The sequence below is a fragment of the Pseudoalteromonas sp. BZK2 genome (assembly GCF_014349195.1).
Lineage (GTDB): Bacteria > Pseudomonadota > Gammaproteobacteria > Enterobacterales > Alteromonadaceae > Pseudoalteromonas > Pseudoalteromonas simplex.
In genome coordinates this window covers 104834-130177 of sequence record NZ_JACSOG010000004.1, presented here as the reverse complement: position 1 = coordinate 130177, position 25344 = coordinate 104834, and the positions used below count along the sequence as shown (strand labels likewise).

The window sequence follows — 25344 nt, the reverse complement described above, 5'->3', positions numbered from 1 at the left end:
CAGTAAGGAGAATAACAAACATGGACTACACCCCAAATTATAAAAATTATTCATTGAATGAGCTTCTAGATGCTCAAAAATATATTGATAAAGATAGCTTCCCACAAAGAGCACAAGAGTTAGAATTAGAGATAGCAAATAAATTAAAAGACCCAGAAATAAAAGCAGAGTTTGAAGAGCTAGAAACGAGTAAAAGGTATGCTACTTTTTGGCCTCGTTTTTGGGCCGCGATTATTGATGGTTTAATATTTACAGCATTACTTTATATTGAATGCTTACTCTTTGGCGTTGAATACTCTAACCAAAACATGGTTTTACAAGCCGTTAATGGCGTTCAGTATATTGGCTACGTTGTTTTTATGCATGGGTTTTATGGCCAAACTCTTGGTAAGATGGTGATGGATGTTAAAGTCCTCAATCATGACACTGAAACAGATATTAATCTTAAACAATCGGTTCGCCGAGAATCTGTAAATATTGCTATTAACTCATCTTGGATACTACTACTTTTATCTATTTCAATATCGTTACAACAACTAGGTAGCATACATGAGTTTTTAACTTATTTAATTATGGGTTTGAGTTCTTTAGCTACAGTATGGGCATTGTCAGAATTTATAACTATGCTGTTTAATGAAAAGCGTCGTGCAATACATGACTTCATAGGTAAAACGGTTGTTGTTAGGTTGTAATAAGGAGCGCGACTATGTCAATCCCAATAAAAATACCTGAATTACTAAATGATATTGGCGATGTTAAGGTAGCAAATGTTCATGTAGATGTTGGCGATATTGTTTTAGTTAATTCCCCCCTCTTTGATATAGAAACAGATAAAACAATATTAGAAATTCAAGCGTCTGAAGCAGGTGAAATTAGTGAATTTAAGGTTAAAGCTGGGGATTATGTTACTGCTAACCAAGTAGTTGGGATGATGTTACCTGATGAAAACGCTGAAATTAGATTTGTTCACTCTACACCGAAGGAAAATGCTACTTCTAAAGTAAACACCTCAGATAAAAAGAGTAAGAACCATCAAGTTCAACATTATTGGCTGCTAGTTCTTTTTTTTGTGGCTATTGTAGGTATTATTTATACAAGTTTGTAACTGAGAAGATGATGTTATTTGGCTTTTAACAGGTGTATTTAAAGCTAAACAATGACCAAATGATAATTAATGGAATCTTTATTTTAAAGAGAACTCTGAGTTAATAAGTAAAACCTTAAAATGAAAAATTCAATAACCTGCTAAATAGCAGGTTATTGAAGGGGCAGCCTTACTTATGCTCTTCAATGATCTCAGTGATCCCTTCAGCCGAGAGTATTTCTATCCAATAGCCATCAGGGTCTTTAATAAAAGCTAAGCCTTTCATAGAGCCATCATCTGGTTTTTTGAGAAACTCAACATCGTATTTTGCAAAACGCTCGCATGCTGCGTACACATCTGGCACGCTTATACCGATATGACCAAAGCCTTTTGGTTCATCATTACCACTATGGTAACCTGTAAAACTGTCGTCATTTTCTGTGCCCCAATTATGTGTAAGCTCGATAAGAGCAGGGCGGCGAAATACCCACTGTGCTTTTTCTTTATCGCTGCCTGTTGGCATGTCTTGCTCATAACCTAAAAAGTACAGCGTAAACTCCATTTTAGGGAAGTCATATTTACCAAGTAACTTCATACCTAAAACATTTTGATAGAAATCTAAAGAAGGCTTTGGTTCTTTAATGCGCAACATTGTCTGTTGCATTACATAACCTTGCGTAGCGGTTGCGATTTGTTCAGGTGATTCGTTGTAGTTAGACATACACATCCTTTTTAGCTGATATTTCTGGTAATGTAATTAGTCTAACATATTCACGTTACCCTTAAATTAATAACAAATATTTTTGATGTGCTAAGACAAATCTTCAGTTCTTAATTTGCTAACCCAAATAAAAAACCGCCCAAACAGGCGGCTTATTTCATCTTACAGCTCAAAGCTTAAAAATCAATTACCCCAAGGATTACTCGCACTTGAACGTTTTTTTCTAGCTCGAGCAAGTTGTTTAGCTTCTTTTTTAGCGTGAATGCGTTTGGCGTCGGTAAAACTTAACTCACACGGTTCACCTGGTTTTTGATCAGCAGGGATCACGCGATCGCGTGGCGGTAATTCGTAGTTGACATTGTCTGGGCGTGGTAAGTTTTTAAGACGATACAAATAAAAGTTCTCGACTTTTTCTTGAGCCCATTGGGTTTTACGTAAAAACTTAACCGCAGATTTAACATCTGGATTATTCTTAAAGCAGTTCAACCGCATATAGGCGTGGAGTAATTCCCAGCCATATTGTTCGACAAGCTCTGTTACGACTTGCTCAATACCAACACCTTGTAGCGGGTTATTGCTGAAAATTTCTTTATTACTCATATCATGCTCTTGTTTATTGTTTACGTAATTAGTTAATTATAATTTGAAAGATCTAATTTAGATACCGCTTATCAATTTGATATACGAACCATTTTAAAAGTTTACATGTTTACCTTATATGGGTAATCTATGCGCTTGAATTGGCATGAGGCTAATTTATTAAATTGATTAAGGAATCTATAAATGGGACTTTTTGATAAGATCAAAACACAAGCTAATACAATTGGAACAAATATTAGTGAATCAACCTCTAAACTAACCAGTGATATCTCTACTGCGTCGAAAGAAAAATCAAAGCTTTCAGCGATTAATTCTGAAATTACTTCAATTAACGGGCAACTAAATATTGCTTACCAAGACATTGGTAAAAAGTATGTATCTAATTTAGTCGATAATAAGGGTGAAAATGTTGAAGCTGTTCTAAAAGATACACTCGACAGAATAGAGCCTCTTTTAGAGAAAAAAATAGAGCTTGAGAAAGAAGCAGTAGAAATTGAGAAAAAATTAAAAGATCAGATAATTCTACAAGAAAAAGCAATTTTTCAACGTGAGTTTGATGAAGAAAAAGAAAAGCTAGAGAAAGCTGTGAAACTGGATGTATTAACAGAAAAAGAGATGCAGGATAAATTAGCTAGAGCTCAGCTTAAATTGGATAATTTTGATAATATTCGTAAAGTTAAAAAACAGTACGATATGCAATTAATTTCAAAGGAAGAACTAAACGAAAAGCTTGCGGCGTTTGGTGTTTAAATTCTTTTTTTTAAAAAGGCTCTAAGGTGTTTAGAGCCTTTAAATCTATTACTTACAATTAACTACTACACGGCCACGTATTTCACCTTTTAATAGGGCTTCTGCATTTGCAACGGCGTCAGAAAGCGGGACTTCTTGTGAAATAGTATCTAGGTACTGCGCCTCAACTAACTCACTTAAACGTTGCCATGCTTCAATTCGGTCAGCTTTAGGGCGCATTACACTATCAATACCCATTAGGCTAATGCCACGAAGGATAAAAGGCGCTACCGTTGCCGGAAAGTCCATACCTTGTGCTAAACCACAGGCTGTTACAACACCACCGTATTTAATCGATGCACACACATTTGCAAGGGTGTGGCTACCCACAGAATCAATTGCACCAGCGAATTGCTCTTTTGCCAGTGGTTTACCAGGTGCTGAGAATTCATCGCGAGATAAAACACGTTTTGCGCCTAATTTTTCAAGGTGATCTGCTTCGTTCATACGGCCTGTTGTGGCAACAACATCAAAGCCAAGCTTATTAAGTAAATAGATAGCAAAACTGCCTACGCCGCCATTAGCACCGGTAACAAGAATTTCGCCACTTTGGGGTGTGATACCTTGTTTTTCTAAAGCGATGATACTCAGCATTGCGGTATACCCCGCAGTACCAATTTGCATTGCTTGTTTTGGTGTTAAATTAGCGGGAAGGGGGATAAGCCAATCAGCGTTCAAAGATGCTTTTTCACTTAGACCACCTAAGTATTTCTCACCAACACCAAAGCCATTTAACAGAACTTTATCGCCTACTTTAAATTCATCGCTTTTAGACTCTGTTACTGTGCCTGCAAGGTCAATTCCGGGGATCATCGGGAATGTTCTTACCACAGGGCCTTTACCCGTAATCGCTAAAGCATCTTTGTAATTCAAAGTGCTGTAGTCAACATCAATATTTACATCGTGCTGGTGGATGCTCTCTACAGGAAAGTCTGTGTATTCGGCACGATAGCCTTGATCATCTTTGTTGATAACTACCGATTTTACTGATGTTGTCATGTTGACTCCTTTTAGACCGATCGTCTTTTAATGGTTAAAATAAAACCGTATTAAAACGGCTTTATAAAATTAAGCGTAAAAATTGTGCTGTATAAAGGGTAAGCGGTTCACTTGATTTATCAAGTTTAGAGCGCATCACTGCGCCTTCCCAGCCAATCCAGAAGAACTCAGCAAGCATTTTACAATCTGATGATTGAGGTATTTGTTTTTGCTGCTTTGCGTCTATCAAGCAGTGTTCAATTAGAGCTTGCCAGCTGGTGTAAGCCTGCTTAATACGTGCAATCATTGCTTCATTAAGGTAGCTGAGCTCTTGGTTTAAATTACCAATTAAGCAGCCGCGATTAAACTCAAACTTTGCCATGCCTTGTTTAGCGTCATTAGCAAACAGTACAATCCTTTCAAGAGGGGTTGTTGCATCGTTTGCTAGGTGGCGTTTTAACTTTGCCTGAAAATAGCTGTCGTAAGCATCTATGAGTGCCAAGCCGAAATCATTTTTACTTTTAAAGTAATGATAAAAAGATCCCTTAGGTACTTGTGCTGATTTTAAGATTAAATCAATGCCGGTTGCGCTAAAGCCTTTTTCAGTTAATACGGCTAACCCTGTATTAATTAGTAGGGCACGCGTATCTGCATTTGAACGCGCTATTTTTGGTGGCCTGCCACGACGGCTCGGCACAGAGTTATTTGTTTCCATGAGCACCATATTAGACCGATCGGTTTTTAATATGCAAGTAATAAATAGACTAAATTGTAATCATCACAAATTTGTCATGATTACAATTTAATTGGGAACTTTGTAGAAATAGGCTAGGTCACAAATATTGAAGCTAAAAGAGCTGTATCGTTTTTAGCTGAATTTAAGTGTATTAATAGATGGTTTTAGTTAAAGAGGTACGACCACCTAGTCATTTAAAATGTTAATTCATTTGAGCATCAGCACGTTAGTTATTGTCAATTTATTTAATTGCTTTTTGCTATTTGAATTTAACAGTTTTATTAACTATTCATTAAATGTAGATGTCAATTTCGCTACATATCTATAAATATAAAAGGTGAGGATATTACCTATGAAGAGACAGAAAAGAGATCGTTTAGAAAGAGCTCATTCTCAAGGTTATAAAGCAGGCTTGGCAGGCCGTTCCAAAGAACAATGCCCTTATCAACAAATAGACCCTAAATCAGAATGGTTAGGCGGCTGGCGAGAAGCCATTGAAAACCGAAATATGTTTAAAACTTAAAATAGGCACCTTATTTACGCAAAAAAGCCCCACTTTGGGGCTTTTTTGTATCTACACATCAATATTAGAATGAAGATGTATCTTGGAAAAGACCTACTTTAAGATCTTTTGCTTCATAGATTACGCGGCCATCTACTTCAACAGTACCATCAGCCATACCCATGAATAATTTACGTTTAATTACACGCTTCATGTCTAAACGATAAGTTACTTTTTTAGCTGTCGGTAAGATTTGACCTGTGAATTTAACTTCACCTACACCAAGTGCACGACCAAGACCTGGACCACCAGACCAACCAAGGAAGAAACCTACTAATTGCCACATAGCATCAAGACCAAGACAACCAGGCATTACTGGGTCACCTTTAAAGTGACAGTCGAAGAACCAAAGATCAGGGTTGATATCTAGTTCTGCAACGATTTGGCCTTTACCGTACTCACCACCATCCGCAGTGATAGAGATAATGCGGTCCATCATTAACATGTTGTCACTTGGTAAACGACAGTTGCCTTCACCGAACATTTCACCTTGACCGCAAAGGACCAATTCTTCTTTTGTATAGCTGTTTTTAGGTTCCATAACTCTCATTCATCGCTTAGAAATTGCCCCGTACTTTAGCGTACACTTGTACGCTAAACAACTCGGAGCAGTTAATTATTTGCTATTTTTAGCTTGTTTTATGACCATTTAATTAAACTGTCGCTGATAAAGGGAGATAAAACCGCGCATTGTGAAGTAAAAATCATTATAATTGCTGTGATTCTTTAACCAGTCTAAAGGAAATTTATGATCCTTTTTGTAAACTCACTGACAGTGATTGATTTTTCTTACTTGTGTAATAAACGCGGCGCAGTTGGCGAGAGCTGGATTGTGGATTTAACTCTGCACGGTCAATTAAATGATGAGTCGATGGTGCTTGATTTTGGCTTAGTTAAAAAGCAAATCAAGGGCATTATTGATAACTGTATCGACCATAAACTTGCTGTGCCTGCCACACTAAACGGTTCACTAACACAGCATGCTGAGCACAGCGTGCTAGATTGTCATTTTGGTGATAATTATCACTTAGCTATGAGTGCTCCTAACCAAGCATATTGTTTAATCGATGCTGATGTTATTGATGAAAAGTCGGTAACCGAGTTTTTAATTAAAACAATTATGCCTGAGCTACCTAGCAACATTGAAAAGATTGAAATTACTTTATACCCAGAGCATAGCCAAAGTTTTTACTATCATTACAGCCATGGTCTTAAAAAGCACGATGGTAATTGTCAGCGTATTATTCATGGCCATCGCTCACAGATTGGTATTAGCCTTGATGGTATGGCTATGCCTCGCTTACAAAAAGAGTGGGCAGATAAATGGGAAGACATTTATCTAGCAACAGCTGATGATGAAATCAATAAATCAGACCTCAAGCATGTAACTGCACAAGATAACGATGTGTGTTTTGCTTATACATCACAGCAAGGCTATTTTGAAATGGCGATTGATAAATCTCGTTGCGATATTTTACCTTGTGATACTACGGTTGAGTGCATTGCAGACTACTTAAGTTCACAAGTTAAAAACCAATACCCTGATTCAGAAGTTAAAATTACAGCTTACGAAGGGGTTGGTAAGGGGTCAATCAGTTATGCGTAAAGGATTACTAATAGCTGCATTTGCAGGATTATTTTCTTTTACTGCAAGTGCTGTCGAATTAAAAGGACATTTAACTCAAGGCGGTTTAGTAACAGGCCAAATTGATGGCGCTAAAAGTGTTAGCTTCAATGGTGAGCCTCTTAAGCTTTCAACAAATGGTGAGTTTGTGTTCGGCTTTGGTCGTGATGCGAAGACAAATCATAGCCTTTCTTGGGTTGATAGTGCTGGTGTAAGCCACGAACAAGCAATTGTGATCACTAAGCGTGATTACAAAATTGATAAAATCACCGGTGTTGCAAAAAAATATGTTTCGCCACCTAAAGAAGTGTCTGAGCGTATTAGCCGTGAAGCTGTTGCTGTACGTAAAGCGAGGCAAGTCAATTCTGACCTACGGTACTTTTTAGATCCTGTTTATAAGCCGGCAACGGGGCGCATTTCAGGTGTTTATGGTAGCCAGCGTTACTTTAATGGTGAACCTCGCCGCCCGCACTTTGGTTTAGACATTGCCAATAAAACAGGTAGCCCAGTGTATGCACCAGTAAGCGGCACAGTTGTTTTTGCTGATGCTGACTTATATTACTCTGGTGGAACCTTGATCCTTGACCACGGCCATGGTGTTACCTCTACTTATATTCATTTAAGCAAATTAGATGTAAAAGTAGGGGATGAAATTAAGCGTGGCGATAAAATTGCCGAGATCGGTGCGACCGGCCGCGTAACTGGCCCTCATTTAGACTGGCGTTTTAATTGGAAAAATGAACGCCTTGACCCTGCGCTAATGATGCAAGACACATTAGCTAATAAAAAGTAGAGACTATGACACAACCAATCGATCGTGACGCTATTATTGCAAAGCGTATTGCTGACTCAACAACGTCGGTAACAAAAACTGTTTTTCCTGGCCGCACCAATCACCACAATACTTTATTTGGCGGTGATGCGTTGGCTTGGATGGATGAGGTCGCGTTTATCGCTGCTACACGTTTTTGTCGTAAGCCACTTGTAACTATTTCGTCTGACCGTGTAGATTTTAAAGAAGCCATTCCAGCTGGTACATTTGCAGAGCTAATTTCTAAAGTGGTGCATGTAGGAAACACCAGCCTTAAAGTAGACGTTGAAATCTTTTTAGAAACAATGCACAAAGACGATAAGCATTTAGCTATTTCTGGTAGTTTCACGTTTGTAGCTGTTGATGATAATCACAGGCCAACACCGGTTGTTTGCGATAAAATGATCAACGGTTTCGAATAAAGCACGGCTATACCAATTCGCAATAAAACTTAATTAAGCGAATTGGTATTAAACTTAAAAAATAAGTACCTGCGGGTATTTATTTTTACACACAAAAGAACACATCATACTAATTTTGTGTAAATATTATCTCAGCAAAGATTAAGAAATAGGACTATAAGTAATCAGAGGGAGGGTGGCTATGCGTTTACTAATTCTGGTTCTTTATGGCGTTCTTTTATTTTTAGCTTTTAATCAATTAGATTCTTATATGCTGGATTTAATCGCAGCGCTAAGAGGTCAGTTAATTTTAGTTAGCTTTTTACCTGTAGGGTTATGCTATTTTTACAGTAAAAAGATGGCATCAAGCTTACTAGTTTTAAGTACAATTTTGACTTTAGTGCACTTTAAACCTTACTCATCTAATCAGAGGGAGGTCGGTGATATTAAGGTTACACAAATAAACCTACAATATAGTAACCCTAACTTACAACAGATTATCTATAACCAAATGATAGAAGAGAAAAATGATATCCTGGTGTTATTAGAATTTAATGATACACAGCGTCATGTTCTTGATAATCTCAACACAGAATATCATTTGTTTGGTTATGCTGAAGTTGAAGGCGCGCCTTTTGGTATAATCGTTATCTCAAAACTTCCGATTATCCAAAAACAAATTAAACGCTTTGATAATCCAAAACTAGGCTATGTAAAACTTAGTTTTTTGCATAGTAACATTATGTTAAATAGCCTTGTTTTTCATCCTCCATCACCAAGAGATAGAACTCTATGGACGCAACGCAACTCTGTTTTAAGTAAAGTGCAAAACGAAATTAAAACTTTAGGAGGGAATTGGTTAATAGCAGGGGATTTTAACACGGTTCCATGGTCGCGCTATTTTATTGAAGCTGATAATAATTGCTTTGATCGTAGTGGATTTTATGTAACTTGGCCTTCTAAAATTCAATTTAATGGCTTACCAGTTTTAGGTCTTCCTATTGACCATTGCATTGCAAGTGAGAAAATTAGGCTAACTAATATTAATACTAGTTTCGTTAAAGGTAGCGACCACAGGTCGCTTACCTATGAAGTTAAACTATCTAAACAGTGAAGTTGTCTTAATTTACTATTTTCTATCAATATCTCTACTAACATACTTAATTCAAAATTATCCCAAGGCTTTGCCGTAATCATTGTTGCGACTTTATCTTTGACTGCATGCTTAGATGCTTCCATCTCTGCATAGCCAGTTAATAACATACGCGAACTGTAAGGTTTTACTGCCTTAATTTTCTCAAGTACAGCTAAACCACTCAAAGAAGGCATTAATAGATCACAAATTACTAGGTCAAGCGCATTTTGTTTCGCATATTCAATAGCTGCATAGGGATCACTGTAACAAACTACAGAATAGTTACTAATTAGCAGTCGTTTTAATGAGCGCAAAATTGCCTCATCATCATCAATTATTAATACAGTTTCTTTCATTAGCTTGCACCCAATAAGTGTTTTAGATCATAAAGAACATGTTTAAAATTTCGCTTATGAGGAAATAGCCAAAATGCCTTATTTGAATAGGATAGTGCTTTCGAGTAATTACCTAATTCTCTATAAAACTCACCATAACACTCACTTAAACGTGCTTTTATTTTCTTTAATTCTCCTTTTGTAACCCCGTATTGATTCCTGCGTATAATTTCAACCATTGCGGCTAATCGATTTTCTCTATTAGCAGTTATTGAGTTTGCTCGCATCAAGTAGTGCATTGCGCACAAAGAGCTGTAAGCTACATCACCTTGCTTAGCTATTTTTAACCAACAATCCAGATCTGTTGCACTTGTTAATTTGTGATCAAATCCGCCTACGTCAATCAAAGCGGCACGTTTAACCATTACAGATGAAGTGCCAACAATGTTAGTTGTTATCATTTGACTTATTGGATTTTTCAGCAAATGAAATTCTGTGTTTGTTCTATTGCTGTCGAATTCAGGCCAGTAGTCAAAACAGCTGATTATGTCTTCATTTTTTTCATTAAAGTGCATGTAGTCTGTAAAACTTAGTACGCACTCTGGATGCTCGGTATGAAAGGCTAACTGTTTAGCTAGTTTATCTTTTGACCAGTAATCGTCTGCATCTAAAAATGCAACATACTCTGAATTTGCTTGTGTGATGGCCAAGTTTCTTGCTGCCACGACACCTTTCCTATTTTGCGTAAATAGACGTACTTCTTTATTTGTTTTAGCGAGTTGTTGTAAGTAGTCTATGCTTCCGTCAGTAGACCCATCATCAACAATAATAATTTCAAAATTAACATCATTTTGTTGGTAAATACTGTTTATGCATGTCTCTAAATACTTGAGACAATTGTAATTAGGGATGATTACACTAACTTGAGTAGACATAAGATTACTCCAAAAACTTAAACATATTATTCTTGTAGTACGCAATTTAGAAGCCACTTTTATTAGCTCGATATTGGCTATAATTCTCTGATTTTTCTTTTTGTGCGTTGCATTTTGCAATTATTTATTGATTTGACGTCTCAAATTGAGAAAAGTACCCCATAAAAAGCAGGTATGGTTATTGCCCTTGTTTCTACATATATTTTAGTAGGAGCATTTTATGAAACACATCGCTATCTTAGTTCCGAGTTTCCCAGTTGCATCAGAAACATTTGTTGTCACAGAAATTAATGCACTTCTAGATGCTGGACATAAAGTGACGGTATTCACTTTTGAAAAAACCTCTGTGTTGATTAATTTATCAAGTGCAATAGAGGTCAAAGAGATTGAAAAGCCTGATTTTAAAAAAATACTTCCCGCAATGTTTAATGTTGTGAAACTCAGTAAAGCAATAAATACTGCAATCCAGTTTCGCTCGATATCTACACAATCTCTTATTGGCTATGGCTACAAAATTGCTCAGTACCTTAAAGTTGCCAAAATAGATCATTTGCACTGCCATTTTATGCATGGCCCTTTAGCGTATGGCATTGTTGCTGCGAAAATGGCAAATATCACTGTCTCTTCGATAGGGCATGGCCATGATGTTTATGTAAATAGTGCCGATTTAAACTCGAAATTAGCTTTATGTGATTTCTCTGTCGCTGTGTGTGAAGAAATGGCTATGCAGTTTAAAAAATGCGAAAAAAGTAACGTGAAATTACTTCACTGCGGTATCGATACTACAAAATTTAACCAAACACCTTCATCATTAAGTGAATCTGTAAGGTTAATTTTTATAGGTAGGCTAGTCGAAAAGAAAGGGCTTCAATTCTTATTACCAGCTCTTAAACATATGCCTAAAGAATTTGGTATTACTTTAGATATCGTTGGCGACGGTCCAATGATCAACGACCTAATGTATATGGCTGAAGAGCTTGGCGTAAGAAAGTCAGTCAGGTTTCTAGGTGAAAAACCTCATGCTTGGGTAAGTGAAAACCTAGTGAATTATTCAGCTTTGATTGCCCCATTTTGTGTCGCTAAAAATGGTGACCGAGATACAGGGCCACTGGTTTTAAAAGAGGCAATGGCATGTGGTTTACCCGTTTTAACAACCACTTTAATGGGTGCGAATGAAATTGTTACGCCTAATGTTGGCATGAAATGTATGCCTAGCAGTATCTCTGGTATTAGCAAGATGCTTTATAAATTTCATCAGTTGTCACCTCATAAACGCTATTTACTCGGCCAAAATGCAAAACAACATGTTAATCAGCACTACAATGCATTTAACCAGGCTAAACAACTATCAAAGTGGGTTGAAGCTTTGTAAGGAACAGTTATGAGTAATCTAAAACAAATAGGTTATTTTGCCGTCGCAGTATTATCAGTAAAAGGACTAGGCTTTTTATTGCTACCAATTAGCACACGATTCCTAAGTCAAGTAGAGTTTGGTCAGTTAAATTTTCTAGTAACTGTTTCTGCGCTGTGTTCGCTTATTTTATCAATAGGCTTACCAGAGCTTTTACTTAAACAACAGTACAATACTCATACTGAAAAACTTGCTCTGTTTCGTGACGCGGTAATAACAACCTTTATATTTAGTTTACTCTTTGCAGGTTGTTCTTTGATTTTTTCTGAGCAAATAGCACATCAGTTACCGGCCAAAGTTGATCCTCTAGATTTAAGGCTATTAATTGTTAACCTTGTACTATCGGCGCTAATTGGTATTCCGTACATTTATTACCGCTTGACTAATAATGCGAGAACATATTGTTATTTATGCATTTCTCATGCTTTAGTCCAAACAACATTAACGATTACCTTACTATTTTTAGGTTTCAGTATCACTGGAGTTATGGTGTCGGGCGTAGTGAGTAGTTTACTTATTGTATGTATTAGCTATTTTGATATTTTAAAGGTTATTAATGTAAGTTATTCAGAGTTTTCTTGGCGAATACAAGGGAAACAGACTGTTTTTATAATTTCTATTGTTATCTCTAGTTTATTTATTTATGCCGGAAACGGCGCTGAAAATTGGTTTATAGTTGCAAACTTTGATGAGACATTGTTAGCGAATTACTACGTGGCGGCGCAGTTTGCAGTATTAACTTCGTTTACGTTTGAGCCTATACGCCTTTGGTGGTTTGCTAAACGTTTTAGCCTAGTTAAAAACAATAAATCTGAATACGAAAGTAAAGCCATTCTCTGTTTGAATGTTGGTTTAGCGCTTTGCGTAGTGATGTCTGTTCTTGCTCCAATCACTTTAAATTTAGTGTTACCTGATAATTACCACGGCAACGAGCACTGGTTAGTATTGTTAATTGTTGTGGTTGCTATTAGGCACCATAGCGATATTTTGAATATTGGTTGTTATACGCATAAGAATGGGATCTCGGTACCCATTATTAATCTTTTAACTGCATTAGTCGGTCTGAGCCTTTTATATCTTCTGGTGCCAATGTTAGCTGTAAAAGGGGCGATCTTATCTTTAATTATTATGCAGAGCTTTAAACTGTTATGTTTTTACTTAACTAGCCAACAGTTTGTTCCGCTAACTTTTAAACTATCTTCACTTGCTCCTAGTTGGCTTGCTTTATTGATCATAGCGGGTATTTCGTTTATGCCTGGCAATTTAATTCTACAATTAGGTGTCCTGTTAACGTACATTTTTGTATTTATTAATCAGTACAAGAGCATCATTTTACGAGTTATCAAAAAAACGGTAGAGGAGCGTAAATATGCTCAATTACTATAAGCAAAATCAACTTGTAATAAATGGTATTGTTGTCACCGTACTGGTTATTTCGACTTACTCGCTACTAGGTCCTATCGCCGTTTTTGCTTTATTACTACTTCCTTTTGCAGCGTTTACAGCAGTGAAAGTCAGTGTTGCATTTATTATCTTATTTATTCTTTTTAGTTATTTTAGGCTACACGAAGCATTTCCTGTTTTGATGCCATTAAAAATTCCTAAGCTCTTGGCATTAGCATCTCTTTTAGGGATTGCATGGCATCTATTTATTTCGCAGAAATTAAAGCCTCATTGGCATACAAATCACCTTATATTTTTTGCTTGGTTTATTTGGTTAACTATTTGCGTATTCAGTGCGGCTAACCGTGGTTTAGCGCTTGAGTATTGGTCAGGTGTGTTGATTAAAGTGCTCATAATGGTGTTTGCAATTTCATGGTGGATGACTTCTCTACAACATTTTAATGTTATCCGCATTGGTATTATGATTTCAGGCTCAGCCATCGCGCTTGTAGCCTTAAGTAATAAAATGAATGGGATCGGTCTTGTTGAAGGAACTCGTGTGACTATTTCGCGAGAACTTCGCTCACAACTCGGTGACCCGAATGATTTATCACTTGTCATGATGTTCCCAGTGTCTTTTCTTGCAGCTGAAGTTTTTGATAGTAGCGCCCATAAAATAAGACGTTTTATAGCACTCATCTGTCTAATAGTTGCGATTAGTGGCGTTATTGCTACTCAAAGTCGTGGGGGATTACTGGGAATTGCAGCAGTATTAAGCTTTTTTATCTATCAAAAAATTAAAAATCCAATCATTGTTGGTTGTATAGGTGCTGTCGGAATGCTCGCGATGATTGTTTTTGCAGGGATATCAGATAGACAAAGTGGTGGTGCTCATGAAGATGGTGTCGATGAGTCTGCAATGGGCCGTATCTATGCTTGGCATGCGGCAATTAACATGGCGCTGTCTAATCCATTGACTGGGGTAGGTGTAAATAATTTTGTAGCGAATTATTTTTTCTATAGTCCACATTGGGATGGCAAGAATCATGCAGTACACAGTACATGGTTTCAAGTACTTGGCGAAACAGGCATTGTTGGGATGTTTATATTCATTGCCCTGATCACATGTATTTACCGAAGTTTAAACCGTGTTTTCTTGATTAATAAACAGCTTAACGATGAAAAAATAGCAGTGAATGCGAAAGCACTTAAAGGCGGGCTGATAGGCTTTATGGTGTCAGGAACCTTTTTAACTCAAGCTTTTACTTGGCCTATATACATCATCTTGGCGTTAACTATTGCTCTTGAAAAGCTTGTTATAGATAAACAAAAGGAAAGGCATTATGACTGAGAATTTAAAACAGTGGTTAAAATCAAGTGACAGTCCTTTTGCAAAGTCACTTTTTCAAATTGCAAAACTCATTCGCAATCCGCAAATGTTTGTAATACCAGGTTTCCATGCATGCCTATACAAACTGCATTTACTTGTTAAAACAATTTTCAGTGAACTATTACGTATCTTCTATTTTACGCCAATTTTTAAAAGCCAAATTAAAGGTTCAAAACGTAATTTATATCTTTATTCTGGTATGCCACAAATTTTAGGGCAGCTAGATATAACGTGCCAAGATAATTCTCGTATTAGTGGTATTAGCACTTTTTGTGGTCGTAGTCATAGGTTAAACAAATCGCAACTTATCATTGGTAACAATGTCGATATTGGTTGGCAAAACTCATTCTCTGTGGCTGGTAAAATTGTTCTGCAAGATGATGTTAGGCTTGCTGGACGGGTTTTTCTAGCTGGTTTTCCAGGCCATCCTTTAAACTCGCAAAGGCGCGCTTTAGGTGAGCCTGATGATGATTCGCAAGTCGGAGACATCATTATAGAGCAAGGGGCTTGGGTTGGAACGGGGGTGACAATCCTTGCTGGCGTAACAGTAGGAAAGGGCGCAATAGTTGCTGCAAGTAGTGTTGTTACAAAAGATGTACCTGCAAATACGATCGTGGCTGGAAACCCTGCAAAAGTTGTTAAGAAGCTGGAGTCAGAGTCATGAAATTTATCGTTTTTGGTGAAGATTGGCAAAGCCATCCAAGCAGTACTCAACATATCTTTAAAGAATTAGCGAAAAGCCATGATATTGTATGGATAAATTCAATCGGTATGCGAAAGCCAACAATAAAGTTGCTTGATGTAAAAAGAGTTTTTTACAAACTAAAATCCTTAGTGTTGAAAAAGAGGCATACTGAAGAATCTGCAGACAAGCACAGCAAACTTAAAGATCATACTTTGCCGATTTTACCTTGGCATGACAATAAGCTTGTAAAAGCATTTAATAAATGGATTTTTAATAAAAAGCCTTTTGTTGATAATGAACCAATTATCTATTGGGTTAGTGTTCCTACTGCCATATACCTTATTAATTTACGTCCCATAGACAAGATTGTTTATTATTGTGGCGATGACTTTTCGGCTTTAGCGGGTGTTGATCATTTAATGGTTGAACCACTAGAGAGAGAGCTTATTCTTAAAGCCGACCTTATTTATGTAGTAAGTGAATTTCTTTCTAGCAAAATGCCAAAGCATAAAGTTAAGCTGTTATCTCATGGTGTTGACTTTGATTTATTTAATAATAAAAAGCAGAAGGCAGTTGAACTTAGTAATATAAATAAACCGGTTATTGGCTTTTATGGTTCTTTAAATGCGTGGCTCGACAAAGAGCTTTTGCAAAAACTGGCACTTGAACGGCCTCAATACCAAATAATGTTAATTGGTAACATTATTGAAAACTTTGATTCATTATTATCCCTTAACAATGTGTCCCATGTACCCGCAGTAGAGCACCATAAACTTGCTACTTTTTCTCAACATTGGCATGTCTCGATTCTCCCATTTGTTGATAACGCGCAAATTAGAGCATGCGATCCGCTTAAACTTAAGGAGTATCTAGCGACAGGAACCCCCATTGTTTCAACTAATTTTGCTGCAGTGAGACCCTATCAAGAGGCTGTGCTGATCGCAGACTCTATGAATGCCTTCATTGAGCGTGTGGACTATGCCATTAGCATAAGCGATGAACAAAAGCTTAATTGGCGACAAACTCAAGCTGATTACGCAAAAAATCACAGTTGGCAAGTTAAGGCGCTACAAATAAGTGATGAGCTAGGGCTTGGTTAACTTCAACTATTAAAAGCTGCATTAACGCAGCTTTTTTTATTTTTGGAACAAGATCTGCAACAGAATAACTAATTGAAATTATCGCAATTTATTTTTTTCAAAATGCAAATATAACTGCATTTTTTTGCAAATTGCAAAGCAATAGGTAACTCCATGTTAGTTAAAGAGCAGATCAAACGATTAATATATTTAGGGCTTTATGCGCTTTACACGCGTATTAAGCTTTTTATTATTCCGTTTTGCATTGTGCCTCTTGTTGTTATTTTCATGGGGCTGACTGCTCAAAAACAATATACCAACCACGCAACCATTTTGATTGAAGAATCTGCACTTTTAAATCCGTACTTAGATGATCTGTCTTTTTCATTTCAGTTATCAGATCGTATGGCAGCACTTAGAACTTTAGTTATAAGCAGAAAAGTACTTATTGCTGTCGCTAAGGAAACTAATTTAATCGCAGAAGATGCAACGCCAAAACAAGTTGAAGAAATTCATCAAAAGCTCTCTAAAGCTCTCTCTTTGTCATTAATCGGCGATGAATTAGTGCGTATAAACTTTATATGGCACGACCAAAGTCAAATGAAACCTGTACTTGAAAAAGTGGTAGAGAAATTTATTGAACGCTTACTTGCGCCAACTAAAGCCTCTTTAGATACGTCAGAACAATTTTTCTTTCAACAACTTGAAGGGTTACGCCAAGAGTTAGAAGTATCTGAAGAATCTCTTGCTAAATTTAAAAGCCAAAATAGCAATACATTACCAACGGTTTTACATAGCAACCGCGAAACATTCGATAAATTATTATCGGAAAAACAGCAGAAATTAATTGCTCTTTCTGGTGCTAAAGCAAAGCTCAATGCACTAAAAAATAAAGTAGGGCAAGCTAATCCAATCCTAGGGAAGTTAGAAGAAAAAATTATTCGTACAGAATCTGAATTAAGTCTACTGCGCACTCGTTATACAGATAAGCACAGTAAAGTTATTGAAAAAACACGTACTTTAAAAAACTTAAAAGCGCGTCAGCAGTCATTACTAGAATCAAGCGAAGATTTAGATACCTCGAATTTAGATCAACTTTGGCAAATGGTTAATACCTTGCCTTCGGGTGAAAATAAAGAATCCAGTGTATTGGTTTCTCAGCTGCTTGCCTTAGAAGAGGCTAAAAATAACCTGCTTCAACAGGAACAAGAATTTGCAATGCTAGAAGAACAGGTAAAAGAGGTAAGCGAGAGATTATTAATTACCAGCGATGTAGAAAAACAGCTAAGAAAATTAGAACGAGATTACGAAGTTAAACAATCGTTGTACAAAGATATGTTAAGCCGATACGAAATGGCAAAAGTAACAGGAAAACTTGTTAAATATGAAGGCCCAGACAAAGTAAAAACAATTGAACGCGCCTATAGCCCAACGCAACCAATCAATACCTCTTTAGTCATGACAATCGTGATTGGAGTTGTGCTTGGAATGTTTACAGGTGGAGCAAGTGTATTTGTTGCTTCACTTTGCGACAGCCATCTAAAAGATATTCAAACTATTGAAAAGCTTAGTAATGCACACGTAGTAACTGTCCTGCCAATTATAAACAGCAGTGCATCTAACAAGCATATTGAAGGAGAACCTTTATGAAGGTAATGCACTTAGTACAGCATTTAGAAGTTGGCGGCCTAGAAAAAATGGCAATTACGCTATTAAAGAATAGTCAATATAGCCAAACAACCATCATCGTCTCGTTAGAAGGTGATAAGGAGTCAGCAATCAAACAATGGCCGGAACTTAGCAATTATAAAAGCAGTGTTTTTTGTTTAAATAAAGCACCTGGCTTTAAAGGTTCGGTTATAAAAAAATTAAAGGCGCTTATAAAAGAGCAGCAAATAGATATTATTCATAGTCATCATATAGGTCCATTACTGTACGCTGGTATTGTGTGTTCATTAACAACTAAGCGTATTCGCCATGTTTCGACTATTCATGATGCTTGGTATTTAAACAATATTAAGCAACGTTTTTTCACCAGAGCTCTTAACTTATTAACACATATTCATTGGGTAGCAGATGCAAACATCGTAGCCAATGAGTTTCAATCAAAAACGTCAATCATACCTCAACAGACAATTTTAAATGGTATTGATTGCGAGCAATTTAAAGCAATAGATAAATCATGTGCACGCCAGCAGTTAAACTTACCAGAAAATGTTCAGTTGATCGGGTGTGCAGCCCGACTAATTGAAGGTAAAGGGCATAAAGACTTAATACATGCTCTCATTTATTTGCCTGAGAATTATCACCTTGTATTTGCAGGCGATGGTGACCAGAGAGATTTACTCCACAAAGCTGTTGAAAGCTATGATTTAAAATCGCGAGTACATTTCTTAGGAAACATACACGACATGAGAGTTTTTTACTCTAGCATCGATGTTATGTGTCTCTACTCGAAACGAGAAGGTCTGCCCCTGTCTATCATTGAAGCGATGGCATGTGGAGTACCTATTGTCGCATCTGATGTAGGTGGTATTCACGAAGTTGTAACTGATAAAGAGGGGGAGTTGATTGCAGCAAATAACTACAAGCTAATTGCCCCTGCAATATTACGTACTTTGCAATTACCAAACGGAAATCCTATTCGTCATCATGCTATTGCTGTTGCTGATGCACGGACCATGAGCAGTCAATATGACAATTTATACACAGCGTTAGCGTGATGGGAGGCTATGATGACAATTTTCAGTATCGTATTTTTAGTATTAGTATTCGTTGCAATTTACCACCATGTTGGATATCCAATCATGGTTAATTGGGCTGCAAAAAGTCACAAATCTAAACACAAAAATAGCAAGGCTGACCCTAAAACCTATCAGCCAAATATTGGTATTTTAATGTGCGCGTATAACGAACAAGACCACATAGCAGAAAAGTTACATAACTTAGCCTCATTGTTATATGACAATGATCATTACAGCATATATGTCTATTTTGATGGTTGCACAGATGCGACGGTAAACAGAGCTTATGAGGCTCAACGTGTTTTATTGAGCCATGGTGTGCAATGTTTTTTCCATGTCAGGGAAGAGAACAAAGGTAAAGTGCATGGATTAAATACATTAATGGGGTTAGCTAAATTTCAAAATGATATTTTATTGTTCACTGACGTGAGCGCGCTTTTGAGCATTGATGCTTTAAATAAGGTCGCCGATAAATTTAGTAATCCAAAAGTTGCAATTTCTACGGGAGTGTACACACTTGATGATAGGGCTCCAGATGCACAAAAAGCATATTGGAAGTATCAAAATCAGGTAAAACTATCTGAGTCCGAGCTAGGTGCAGTAATTGGTGTGCCTGGTGCCATGTTTGCGATGCGTTCAACATCGGCAATAGAGCTTGATGATAACACTATTAATGATGACTTTATTTTATCTATGAATGCGCTTGCACAAGGTGGTAAGGCAGTATTAGATGAAGACGTTGTTATTTATGAGCGTGAATGCGATTTACAACAAGAAGACTACAAACGTCGTATCCGCCTTGGAGCAGGGAATTGGCAACAAATTAAGTCCCTAAAACAGCTTCTAAAGCCTCAGCTTGGTTGGACGAGTTTAAACTTTTTTTCGCATAAAGTACTACGCGGTGTGATGCCGATTATCTTAGCGTGTATCTACTTGTGTATTTTATTCGAAGCTGCATTCATGAAAACCACATGGGCAGTGTTTTTAGCCATAGGTATTTTAAGCTTACACGGTGTTGAGCTGTTAAAGAGTGTTTTTAATATTAAAATGCGCGTACCTGTTTTAGATAAAACAAACTATATTTTAAACAGTTATTTTCTGTCTTTATATGGAATTATACGCTACGAGCTAGGGTACTTTAATGCCCCTTGGCGACGTGTGAGGGATAACAATGTGAATCGTTCTTCTTATGAGATATCTGGTAAGTCGCTTGTGAAGGTTATAAAGCGTGGCTGTGATGTTATCGGTGCGTTAGTTGCAATAGCTCTCGTTTGGCCCATTTGTTTATTTGCCGCTATCGCAATTAAATTGACTTCTAAAGGCCCGATTATTTTTAGCCAACTTCGTGTCGGTGAAAGCTCAGATGACTTTGTCAAATTATTTAATGTATATAAGTTTCGCTCTATGGTTGTTGATGCTGAATTAAAATCAGGTGCCGTATGGGCGAGTAAGGATGATCCACGAATTACTCCTATTGGCAGATTTATGAGAAAAACGCGTATTGATGAGTTACCGCAATTAATAAACGTTCTTAAAGGGGATATGTCATTAATTGGTCCAAGACCAGAGCGTCCAGTGTTCTATGCAAAGTTAGAAAAAAATATCCCCTATTTTTGTCAACGAACTTATGGCGTAAAACCTGGTATTTCGGGTCTTGCCCAAGTAATGAATGGCTACGACGAATCAATAGAAGATGCTCGCAGTAAAATTGGTTGGGATTATGCCTATTCACTTAGTATGTCTACGCCATTAGCATGGCTAAAATTAGAATGCTCAATAATTGTCAAAACGCTAATGGTTGTTTTTACAGGAAAAGGCCAATAGTTTTATGGTCAAAATCAGTTGCATAATGCAAATTAATTCCTATAAATTAATTGCATTATGCACAAAGTAAATAAAAACTTAAAATTATCAATATCTTATATTCTGGCATTTAAGTTGTAACAGTAAGATTAACCAAACCATATTAAAGGTAGAAAATCATGACTAATACAACTAAATCTGATGCAAATACCACATTCATCACCTTACCAAATGATTTCTCTGGCTTAGCAGTCGATAGCTTCAAAGATCAGTTCGAAACGGTAGCCACGAGTGAACAATTAAATGTGGTTCTGGATTTTAGTGACACCAGCTTCATCGACTCCTCAGGTATTGGTGCCATGGTATTTTTATATAAACGAATTGAGAAAAAAGGCCAAACGCTTTCTTTACTGAACGTTTCAGGTCAACCACATAAATTAATGAGTTTACTAAGAGTAGATAAAACCATCCCATTCATTGAGCAAGCTGACATCGCGTGAGGTGAGTTATGAAGCACATACTAATAACAGTTTTACTGATTATAATTGGCGGATGTGCTTCTTGGCCTGATGAAGGACAAGGAGGCTGGGCCGAAAAATACCAAAATTACCCATTAACCGATGAACAAAATGAGCTTATTTACGATACACAAGAAACAGTGGTTTTGAGTGAGTTTGAACATCACGTTTTGAAATTAGATTTGTTGAAAGCTCAAGGCATCAAACAATGTATGCCCGCTCAATTGCTTAAAGCTCAAATTTATGAAAATCGTATACGTCGTTTAATCGCAGCCCAAATGTGGGAAGACGCAGAGCATGATCTTTTGATCCATTACCACGGCCTAAACCAGTTATCAAAACACTTTGAAACAGTTAATGCGATGACGCAATGTGCTGGCCCAACGGAAAATGAGCAGGTGATGACTGCATCATTGAAAGAGCAGATCACTGAGCTGCTAAATAGTGACAATCAATTCTCTTTTAATGACTTTCAAGTAACACCTAAATACATCTCTCGCTTATCACAAGCGGCTGACTTAATAAAACAAGTAGATAAAATCAATTTATTACTAGTAGGGCATACAGATATTAGCGGGCAACAAACCAATAACTATGAATTAGCATTGAAACGTGCAGAGACGGTTAAACATTGGTTAGGAATTTACGGGGTTAATCCAGCTACAATTACAACGCTCACACAAGGTAGTTTATCACCTTATAGCAATGAGCCTGACTCAAATGCTAAACGCCACTCAGATAGACGTGTAGAAGCGATAGTTATTGATATTACTGACAAAGATACGAACAAAAAAGTACATGCATTATCCAGTTGGACCAAAGTTTTAAATGGTCCTAAGGGGCAATAATATGAAACAATTAATTTTAATATGCTTACTTATGTTCTCAACACTCGCTGTTGCAGAGCAAGTTCAAGTCGGAAACAAAATATATTTATACTTACCGGGTGAAGTAGAGTTCGATGAACCATTTGAAGTTGCCAAAGATGGCACCATCACTTTACCTGAGCTTGGTAAGATTAAAGTAACTGGCGCTGAACTTGCTGAAATTGAACAGCAACTACGTGCTGCATTAAGCGAAGTCTATGTTGCGATGGACGATTTTTATGTCGAAATTCGTTCTAGAGATATTTTTATTAATGTTATGGGTTATGTGAACGACCCATCTCAAGTCAGTATTCCCCGTGATGGTAATATCCAAATGGTCATTGCACGTGCAGGTGGCTTGAAACCAGGGGCACAGCTAGACAGACTACAAATTCGTCGCGGTAACGATGTAATAGAATTCAATTACAAAGCCTATTTAGATTCAGGCAACATTGACTTATTACCCCAATTACAAAGTGCCGACACAGTATTCGTACCTGTATCACCACTATTAGGCAATGTACAAATCGATTTTGATGCGCAAACATTAAGTGCATCCGGTGATGCCAGCGATAACAGTGCAATCACCTTACTTGGTGAAGTCCACAATCCAGGTAGTTTTTCATTCAAAGAAAATATGAGTGTATTAGATGCATTGATGCGAGCTGAAGGCGTAACTCGCTACGCAGATGTAACCAAAATTCGCGTTATCGTAGACAAAACACCTGTTGTTTTTGACCTAAAAGCGTATTTGGATAAACCTAACAACGATACAATGCCTGCACTAAAAGCTGGTTCTACGATTTACGTGCCTATCATGGTTGATGATGTAAACACTACATCACGTACCGTCTACATCATGGGTGAAGTACAAAAGCCGGGCGCTTATGAGGCCGGCGATAGTACCAGCTTTTTAGATATTCTTGCGAATGCCGGCGGGCCGACTCGCTTTGCAGAAACTCGCCAGATTAAGATTTTAACGCCATCGGGCGAAAGTATTTTATTCGATCTGCAAGGCTACAGTGAAGGAATTGTGACTGTAAAAGTGCCTAACTTAAACCCAGGAGATGTGATTTTTGTTCCAGAAAAGACTGACCAAAATGAAAAAAGTTGGTTGAAAGTGCCACCAAAACGCGCAATTAAAATTATCGGCGCAATCCAATCACCGGGCCGTTATGAATGGAGTCCCGAAATGGATTTCACAGATTTACTTGCGCATGCAGGCGGGCCAACTAAAGGCGCAAATATCAATGATATAAAGATCGTTCGTAACGGTGAAGTCACTAAACGTTTCGATTTAGAGCAGTATACAATTAATGATGCAGGAAACTATGAATTACCCAACTTGATTGCTGGCGACACTATCATTGTTGAGGAACTGCCAGTTGATCCTGCTGATAATAAATCGCAATGGATCCGCCAAGAATCAAGTAAATCTATTTATATAATGGGTCAAGTTGGTTCTCCAGGCCGCTATGCATTTAATACCAATATGCATTTTATTGATATTTTAGCCGCGGCTGATGGTCCTACAGATAATGCAGATTTACGTAATATTCGTATTACCCATCGTAATGGAAACACTGCAAAGGTTAGTAAGTTAAACCTCGCACTTTATTTTGAAACAGGCGATGAAACACTCTTTCCACACGTTTTACCAGGCGATACCATCTACATTCCTGAAAAAGATAAAGATTGGTTACGTACCCCTAAAGAGCAAGTAGTGCGTATTATGGGGGCTGTTGAAAAGCCTGGTCGTTACAGCTTTGATGACACTATGACGGTACTTGACGTACTAGCAGAAGCAGGCGGTCCATCAAGCTCTGCACTCATAGACAAAATTGTGGTGGTTAATCATTCATGCTGTAAAGAGCAGTCTCGTGTATTTGATTTAGAAGAGTTTGTTAAGAATCCGAATTCAGCGTATATCCCTGTGTTACGTGCCGGCGATACGCTTTATGTGCCAGATAAAGGTCAGGATTTGATTAGCCAATTTAAATCTAACTTTCTCGACTTCATAACAGTAATCGCTTTAGTGGTGGGCCTATGAAAATGATACCTTCTCAATACCAAGAGCTTGAAGCAGTTTGTAATGAAATTGATAACCTTAAAGCTCGCTGTATTTGTTTTATATCTTTAACAGGAAGTGAGGGGTCAACTTCCTTATGTACTAGCGTTGCAACAAGACTATGCAATCAATCAAAAAAAGTTTTGATCATTGATTTGAACCCAATTTCGCCTTTTAAACTTGATCAGAACCAAAGTACTGACATTGGGCCATGGTGCTTTAGTGATATAAGTTGTCAATTAAATATTATTAGCACAGATCACGTTGATATTTTAACTATGCAGCATCTAAATGAGCTGGAATCAGTTAAAAACAAATCAATCCTAAACGATGCAATTGAACGAATAAAACAAGAATATGACTATGTGTTTATTGATATGAGCCCAGCACTTAAGTGTAATCGAGGCAATGTACCATTACATGCGCTAAGCTTATGTACTGACATGACATTTTTGACTGTTTCATTAGGTTTAAATGATGAAGAAGCACTGTGCCATGGCATTACAAATCTAGAGCAAGCAGGATTGACTGAGATTAAAATTGTAGTCGCACAGCATAACTTTGCTCCACTGGGTACACGTTTGATTGAGTCACTTAAAACGCGCCAACATAAATGGCCTAAACTTTCTAATTACCTAATAAATAAAATAATTAAACAACGTTGGTTGTTTACTGCATATTGAGAG

The 25344-nt window shown here is 37.2% G+C and carries 27 protein-coding genes; 20 read left to right on the top strand and 7 right to left on the bottom strand.

What is annotated here, in order from left to right; genetic code table 11:
• Nucleotides 1-20: 20 nt before the first annotated feature.
• Both BIZ38_RS03995 and BIZ38_RS03990 read left to right on the top strand, forming a co-directional pair.
• On the top strand, nucleotides 21-692 hold the full coding sequence (locus BIZ38_RS03995; RefSeq protein ID WP_187489619.1) for an RDD family protein: 672 nt from the start codon (nucleotides 21-23) through the stop codon (nucleotides 690-692).
• 14 nt (nucleotides 693-706) lie between these two features.
• A complete protein-coding gene (locus BIZ38_RS03990) occupies nucleotides 707-1105 on the top strand; it encodes a biotin/lipoyl-containing protein (protein ID WP_187489618.1) in 399 nt (132 codons plus the stop codon).
• Nucleotides 1106-1274: 169 nt separating this feature from the next.
• Here BIZ38_RS03990 and gloA read toward each other — a convergent pair whose 3' ends face one another.
• Nucleotides 1275-1805 (bottom strand): lactoylglutathione lyase, encoded by a 531-nt coding sequence (gene gloA / locus BIZ38_RS03985; protein WP_187489617.1) that lies wholly within the window; start codon nucleotides 1803-1805, stop codon nucleotides 1275-1277.
• Between the two features lie 183 nt (nucleotides 1806-1988).
• Nucleotides 1989-2405, bottom strand: a complete 417-nt coding sequence (locus tag BIZ38_RS03980; protein ID WP_187489616.1) for a VF530 family DNA-binding protein — start codon at nucleotides 2403-2405, stop codon at nucleotides 1989-1991.
• A 183-nt stretch (nucleotides 2406-2588) separates the two neighbouring features.
• On the opposite strand from BIZ38_RS03980, the gene BIZ38_RS03975 reads away from it, so the two are divergent.
• Nucleotides 2589-3155: a hypothetical protein gene (locus BIZ38_RS03975; protein WP_054553816.1), complete on the top strand. Its 567-nt coding sequence runs from the start codon at nucleotides 2589-2591 to the stop codon at nucleotides 3153-3155.
• A gap of 48 nt (nucleotides 3156-3203) precedes the next feature.
• Here BIZ38_RS03975 and BIZ38_RS03970 read toward each other — a convergent pair whose 3' ends face one another.
• Nucleotides 3204-4193: an MDR family oxidoreductase gene (locus tag BIZ38_RS03970; protein ID WP_187489615.1), complete on the bottom strand. Its 990-nt coding sequence runs from the start codon at nucleotides 4191-4193 to the stop codon at nucleotides 3204-3206.
• A 61-nt stretch (nucleotides 4194-4254) separates the two neighbouring features.
• Nucleotides 4255-4887, bottom strand: a complete 633-nt coding sequence (locus BIZ38_RS03965) for a TetR/AcrR family transcriptional regulator (protein ID WP_054553818.1) — start codon at nucleotides 4885-4887, stop codon at nucleotides 4255-4257.
• A 373-nt stretch (nucleotides 4888-5260) separates the two neighbouring features.
• On the opposite strand from BIZ38_RS03965, the gene rmf reads away from it, so the two are divergent.
• Nucleotides 5261-5431 (top strand): ribosome modulation factor, encoded by a 171-nt coding sequence (gene rmf, locus BIZ38_RS03960; protein ID WP_036968408.1) that lies wholly within the window; start codon nucleotides 5261-5263, stop codon nucleotides 5429-5431.
• Nucleotides 5432-5495: 64 nt separating this feature from the next.
• Here the strand turns inward: rmf and fabA are convergent, their stop codons facing one another.
• The gene (gene fabA, locus BIZ38_RS03955) at nucleotides 5496-6011 is read right to left on the bottom strand and encodes a bifunctional 3-hydroxydecanoyl-ACP dehydratase/trans-2-decenoyl-ACP isomerase (RefSeq protein ID WP_187489614.1); all 516 of its coding nucleotides are present in this window, start codon (nucleotides 6009-6011) and stop codon (nucleotides 5496-5498) included.
• Nucleotides 6012-6218: 207 nt separating this feature from the next.
• Here fabA and BIZ38_RS03950 point away from each other — a divergent pair, with 207 nt between their 5' ends.
• The 4 genes from BIZ38_RS03950 to BIZ38_RS03935 all read left to right on the top strand — a co-directional run bounded on the left by BIZ38_RS03950 (nucleotide 6219) and on the right by BIZ38_RS03935 (nucleotide 9420).
• A complete protein-coding gene (locus BIZ38_RS03950; RefSeq protein WP_187489613.1) occupies nucleotides 6219-7076 on the top strand; it encodes a 6-carboxytetrahydropterin synthase in 858 nt (285 codons plus the stop codon).
• A complete protein-coding gene (locus BIZ38_RS03945; protein ID WP_187489612.1) occupies nucleotides 7069-7887 on the top strand; it encodes a M23 family metallopeptidase in 819 nt (272 codons plus the stop codon). The genes BIZ38_RS03950 and BIZ38_RS03945 overlap by 8 nt, the downstream gene beginning before the upstream one ends.
• A gap of 5 nt (nucleotides 7888-7892) precedes the next feature.
• The gene (locus tag BIZ38_RS03940; RefSeq protein ID WP_138602233.1) at nucleotides 7893-8327 is read left to right on the top strand and encodes an acyl-CoA thioesterase; all 435 of its coding nucleotides are present in this window, start codon (nucleotides 7893-7895) and stop codon (nucleotides 8325-8327) included.
• Between the two features lie 181 nt (nucleotides 8328-8508).
• Nucleotides 8509-9420 carry an endonuclease/exonuclease/phosphatase family protein gene (locus tag BIZ38_RS03935; RefSeq protein ID WP_187489611.1) on the top strand — a complete coding sequence of 304 codons (912 nt, stop codon included), beginning with the start codon at nucleotides 8509-8511 and terminating at the stop codon, nucleotides 9418-9420.
• On the opposite strand, the gene BIZ38_RS03930 is transcribed toward BIZ38_RS03935, so the two are convergent.
• Nucleotides 9393-9797: a response regulator gene (locus BIZ38_RS03930; protein ID WP_054553824.1), complete on the bottom strand. Its 405-nt coding sequence runs from the start codon at nucleotides 9795-9797 to the stop codon at nucleotides 9393-9395. The genes BIZ38_RS03935 and BIZ38_RS03930 overlap by 28 nt on opposite strands.
• On the bottom strand, nucleotides 9797-10711 hold the full coding sequence (locus tag BIZ38_RS03925) for a glycosyltransferase family 2 protein (protein ID WP_187489610.1): 915 nt from the start codon (nucleotides 10709-10711) through the stop codon (nucleotides 9797-9799). Before BIZ38_RS03925 ends, BIZ38_RS03930 begins: the two co-directional genes overlap by 1 nt.
• 220 nt (nucleotides 10712-10931) lie before the next feature.
• Here BIZ38_RS03925 and BIZ38_RS03920 point away from each other — a divergent pair, with 220 nt between their 5' ends.
• The 12 genes from BIZ38_RS03920 (at nucleotide 10932) to BIZ38_RS03865 (ending at nucleotide 25341) form a co-directional block, all read left to right on the top strand.
• On the top strand, nucleotides 10932-12083 hold the full coding sequence (locus tag BIZ38_RS03920) for a glycosyltransferase (RefSeq protein WP_054553826.1): 1152 nt from the start codon (nucleotides 10932-10934) through the stop codon (nucleotides 12081-12083).
• A gap of 9 nt (nucleotides 12084-12092) precedes the next feature.
• Entirely contained in the window at nucleotides 12093-13508 is a 1416-nt protein-coding gene (locus tag BIZ38_RS03915) for a lipopolysaccharide biosynthesis protein (RefSeq protein ID WP_187489609.1), read from the top strand.
• A complete protein-coding gene (locus BIZ38_RS03910) occupies nucleotides 13492-14856 on the top strand; it encodes an O-antigen ligase family protein (RefSeq protein ID WP_054553828.1) in 1365 nt (454 codons plus the stop codon). The genes BIZ38_RS03915 and BIZ38_RS03910 overlap by 17 nt, the downstream gene beginning before the upstream one ends.
• The gene (locus BIZ38_RS03905) at nucleotides 14849-15559 is read left to right on the top strand and encodes an acyltransferase (protein WP_187489608.1); all 711 of its coding nucleotides are present in this window, start codon (nucleotides 14849-14851) and stop codon (nucleotides 15557-15559) included. The genes BIZ38_RS03910 and BIZ38_RS03905 overlap by 8 nt, the downstream gene beginning before the upstream one ends.
• A complete protein-coding gene (locus tag BIZ38_RS03900) occupies nucleotides 15556-16680 on the top strand; it encodes a glycosyltransferase (protein WP_187489607.1) in 1125 nt (374 codons plus the stop codon). Before BIZ38_RS03905 ends, BIZ38_RS03900 begins: the two co-directional genes overlap by 4 nt.
• Nucleotides 16681-16833: 153 nt before the next feature.
• Complete coding sequence (locus BIZ38_RS03895; RefSeq protein ID WP_054553831.1) at nucleotides 16834-18309, top strand: GumC family protein; 1476 nt, start codon at nucleotides 16834-16836, stop codon at nucleotides 18307-18309.
• Nucleotides 18306-19382: a glycosyltransferase gene (locus tag BIZ38_RS03890; RefSeq protein WP_138602246.1), complete on the top strand. Its 1077-nt coding sequence runs from the start codon at nucleotides 18306-18308 to the stop codon at nucleotides 19380-19382. Before BIZ38_RS03895 ends, BIZ38_RS03890 begins: the two co-directional genes overlap by 4 nt.
• A 9-nt stretch (nucleotides 19383-19391) precedes the next feature.
• Complete coding sequence (locus BIZ38_RS03885) at nucleotides 19392-21227, top strand: sugar transferase (RefSeq protein WP_316247567.1); 1836 nt, start codon at nucleotides 19392-19394, stop codon at nucleotides 21225-21227.
• Nucleotides 21228-21385: 158 nt separating this feature from the next.
• Complete coding sequence (locus BIZ38_RS03880; protein ID WP_187489606.1) at nucleotides 21386-21706, top strand: STAS domain-containing protein; 321 nt, start codon at nucleotides 21386-21388, stop codon at nucleotides 21704-21706.
• An 8-nt stretch (nucleotides 21707-21714) separates the two neighbouring features.
• A complete protein-coding gene (locus BIZ38_RS03875; RefSeq protein ID WP_138602250.1) occupies nucleotides 21715-22572 on the top strand; it encodes an OmpA family protein in 858 nt (285 codons plus the stop codon).
• Between the two features lies 1 nt (nucleotide 22573).
• Nucleotides 22574-24640, top strand: coding sequence for an SLBB domain-containing protein (locus BIZ38_RS03870; RefSeq protein WP_054553836.1), 2067 nt, complete (start codon nucleotides 22574-22576; stop codon nucleotides 24638-24640).
• Nucleotides 24637-25341, top strand: a complete 705-nt coding sequence (locus BIZ38_RS03865) for an AAA family ATPase (protein ID WP_187489605.1) — start codon at nucleotides 24637-24639, stop codon at nucleotides 25339-25341. Before BIZ38_RS03870 ends, BIZ38_RS03865 begins: the two co-directional genes overlap by 4 nt.
• Nucleotides 25342-25344 lie beyond the last annotated feature (3 nt).

What these genes read in the sequence shown, in the direction of transcription:
- BIZ38_RS03885 (WP_316247567.1), top strand. Translation starts at nt 19,392, where the DNA reads ATGATGACAATTTTCAGTATCGTATTTTTAGTATTAGTATTCGTTGCA.
- fabA (WP_187489614.1), bottom strand. Translation starts at nt 6,011, where the DNA reads ATGGAACCTAAAAACAGCTATACAAAAGAAGAATTGGTCCTTTGCGGT.
- BIZ38_RS03930 (WP_054553824.1), bottom strand. Translation starts at nt 9,797, where the DNA reads ATGAAAGAAACTGTATTAATAATTGATGATGATGAGGCAATTTTGCGC.
- BIZ38_RS03920 (WP_054553826.1), top strand. Translation starts at nt 10,932, where the DNA reads ATGAAACACATCGCTATCTTAGTTCCGAGTTTCCCAGTTGCATCAGAA.
- rmf (WP_036968408.1), top strand. Translation starts at nt 5,261, where the DNA reads ATGAAGAGACAGAAAAGAGATCGTTTAGAAAGAGCTCATTCTCAAGGT.
- BIZ38_RS03935 (WP_187489611.1), top strand. Translation starts at nt 8,509, where the DNA reads ATGCGTTTACTAATTCTGGTTCTTTATGGCGTTCTTTTATTTTTAGCT.
- BIZ38_RS03970 (WP_187489615.1), bottom strand. Translation starts at nt 4,193, where the DNA reads ATGACAACATCAGTAAAATCGGTAGTTATCAACAAAGATGATCAAGGC.
- BIZ38_RS03965 (WP_054553818.1), bottom strand. Translation starts at nt 4,887, where the DNA reads ATGGAAACAAATAACTCTGTGCCGAGCCGTCGTGGCAGGCCACCAAAA.
- BIZ38_RS03865 (WP_187489605.1), top strand. Translation starts at nt 24,637, where the DNA reads ATGAAAATGATACCTTCTCAATACCAAGAGCTTGAAGCAGTTTGTAAT.
- BIZ38_RS03945 (WP_187489612.1), top strand. Translation starts at nt 7,069, where the DNA reads ATGCGTAAAGGATTACTAATAGCTGCATTTGCAGGATTATTTTCTTTT.
- BIZ38_RS03875 (WP_138602250.1), top strand. Translation starts at nt 21,715, where the DNA reads ATGAAGCACATACTAATAACAGTTTTACTGATTATAATTGGCGGATGT.
- BIZ38_RS03895 (WP_054553831.1), top strand. Translation starts at nt 16,834, where the DNA reads ATGTTAGTTAAAGAGCAGATCAAACGATTAATATATTTAGGGCTTTAT.
- BIZ38_RS03910 (WP_054553828.1), top strand. Translation starts at nt 13,492, where the DNA reads ATGCTCAATTACTATAAGCAAAATCAACTTGTAATAAATGGTATTGTT.
- BIZ38_RS03940 (WP_138602233.1), top strand. Translation starts at nt 7,893, where the DNA reads ATGACACAACCAATCGATCGTGACGCTATTATTGCAAAGCGTATTGCT.
- BIZ38_RS03995 (WP_187489619.1), top strand. Translation starts at nt 21, where the DNA reads ATGGACTACACCCCAAATTATAAAAATTATTCATTGAATGAGCTTCTA.
- BIZ38_RS03925 (WP_187489610.1), bottom strand. Translation starts at nt 10,711, where the DNA reads ATGTCTACTCAAGTTAGTGTAATCATCCCTAATTACAATTGTCTCAAG.
- BIZ38_RS03905 (WP_187489608.1), top strand. Translation starts at nt 14,849, where the DNA reads ATGACTGAGAATTTAAAACAGTGGTTAAAATCAAGTGACAGTCCTTTT.
- BIZ38_RS03975 (WP_054553816.1), top strand. Translation starts at nt 2,589, where the DNA reads ATGGGACTTTTTGATAAGATCAAAACACAAGCTAATACAATTGGAACA.
- BIZ38_RS03880 (WP_187489606.1), top strand. Translation starts at nt 21,386, where the DNA reads ATGACTAATACAACTAAATCTGATGCAAATACCACATTCATCACCTTA.
- BIZ38_RS03990 (WP_187489618.1), top strand. Translation starts at nt 707, where the DNA reads ATGTCAATCCCAATAAAAATACCTGAATTACTAAATGATATTGGCGAT.
- BIZ38_RS03870 (WP_054553836.1), top strand. Translation starts at nt 22,574, where the DNA reads ATGAAACAATTAATTTTAATATGCTTACTTATGTTCTCAACACTCGCT.
- BIZ38_RS03950 (WP_187489613.1), top strand. Translation starts at nt 6,219, where the DNA reads ATGATCCTTTTTGTAAACTCACTGACAGTGATTGATTTTTCTTACTTG.
- BIZ38_RS03915 (WP_187489609.1), top strand. Translation starts at nt 12,093, where the DNA reads ATGAGTAATCTAAAACAAATAGGTTATTTTGCCGTCGCAGTATTATCA.
- BIZ38_RS03980 (WP_187489616.1), bottom strand. Translation starts at nt 2,405, where the DNA reads ATGAGTAATAAAGAAATTTTCAGCAATAACCCGCTACAAGGTGTTGGT.
- gloA (WP_187489617.1), bottom strand. Translation starts at nt 1,805, where the DNA reads ATGTCTAACTACAACGAATCACCTGAACAAATCGCAACCGCTACGCAA.
- BIZ38_RS03890 (WP_138602246.1), top strand. Translation starts at nt 18,306, where the DNA reads ATGAAGGTAATGCACTTAGTACAGCATTTAGAAGTTGGCGGCCTAGAA.
- BIZ38_RS03900 (WP_187489607.1), top strand. Translation starts at nt 15,556, where the DNA reads ATGAAATTTATCGTTTTTGGTGAAGATTGGCAAAGCCATCCAAGCAGT.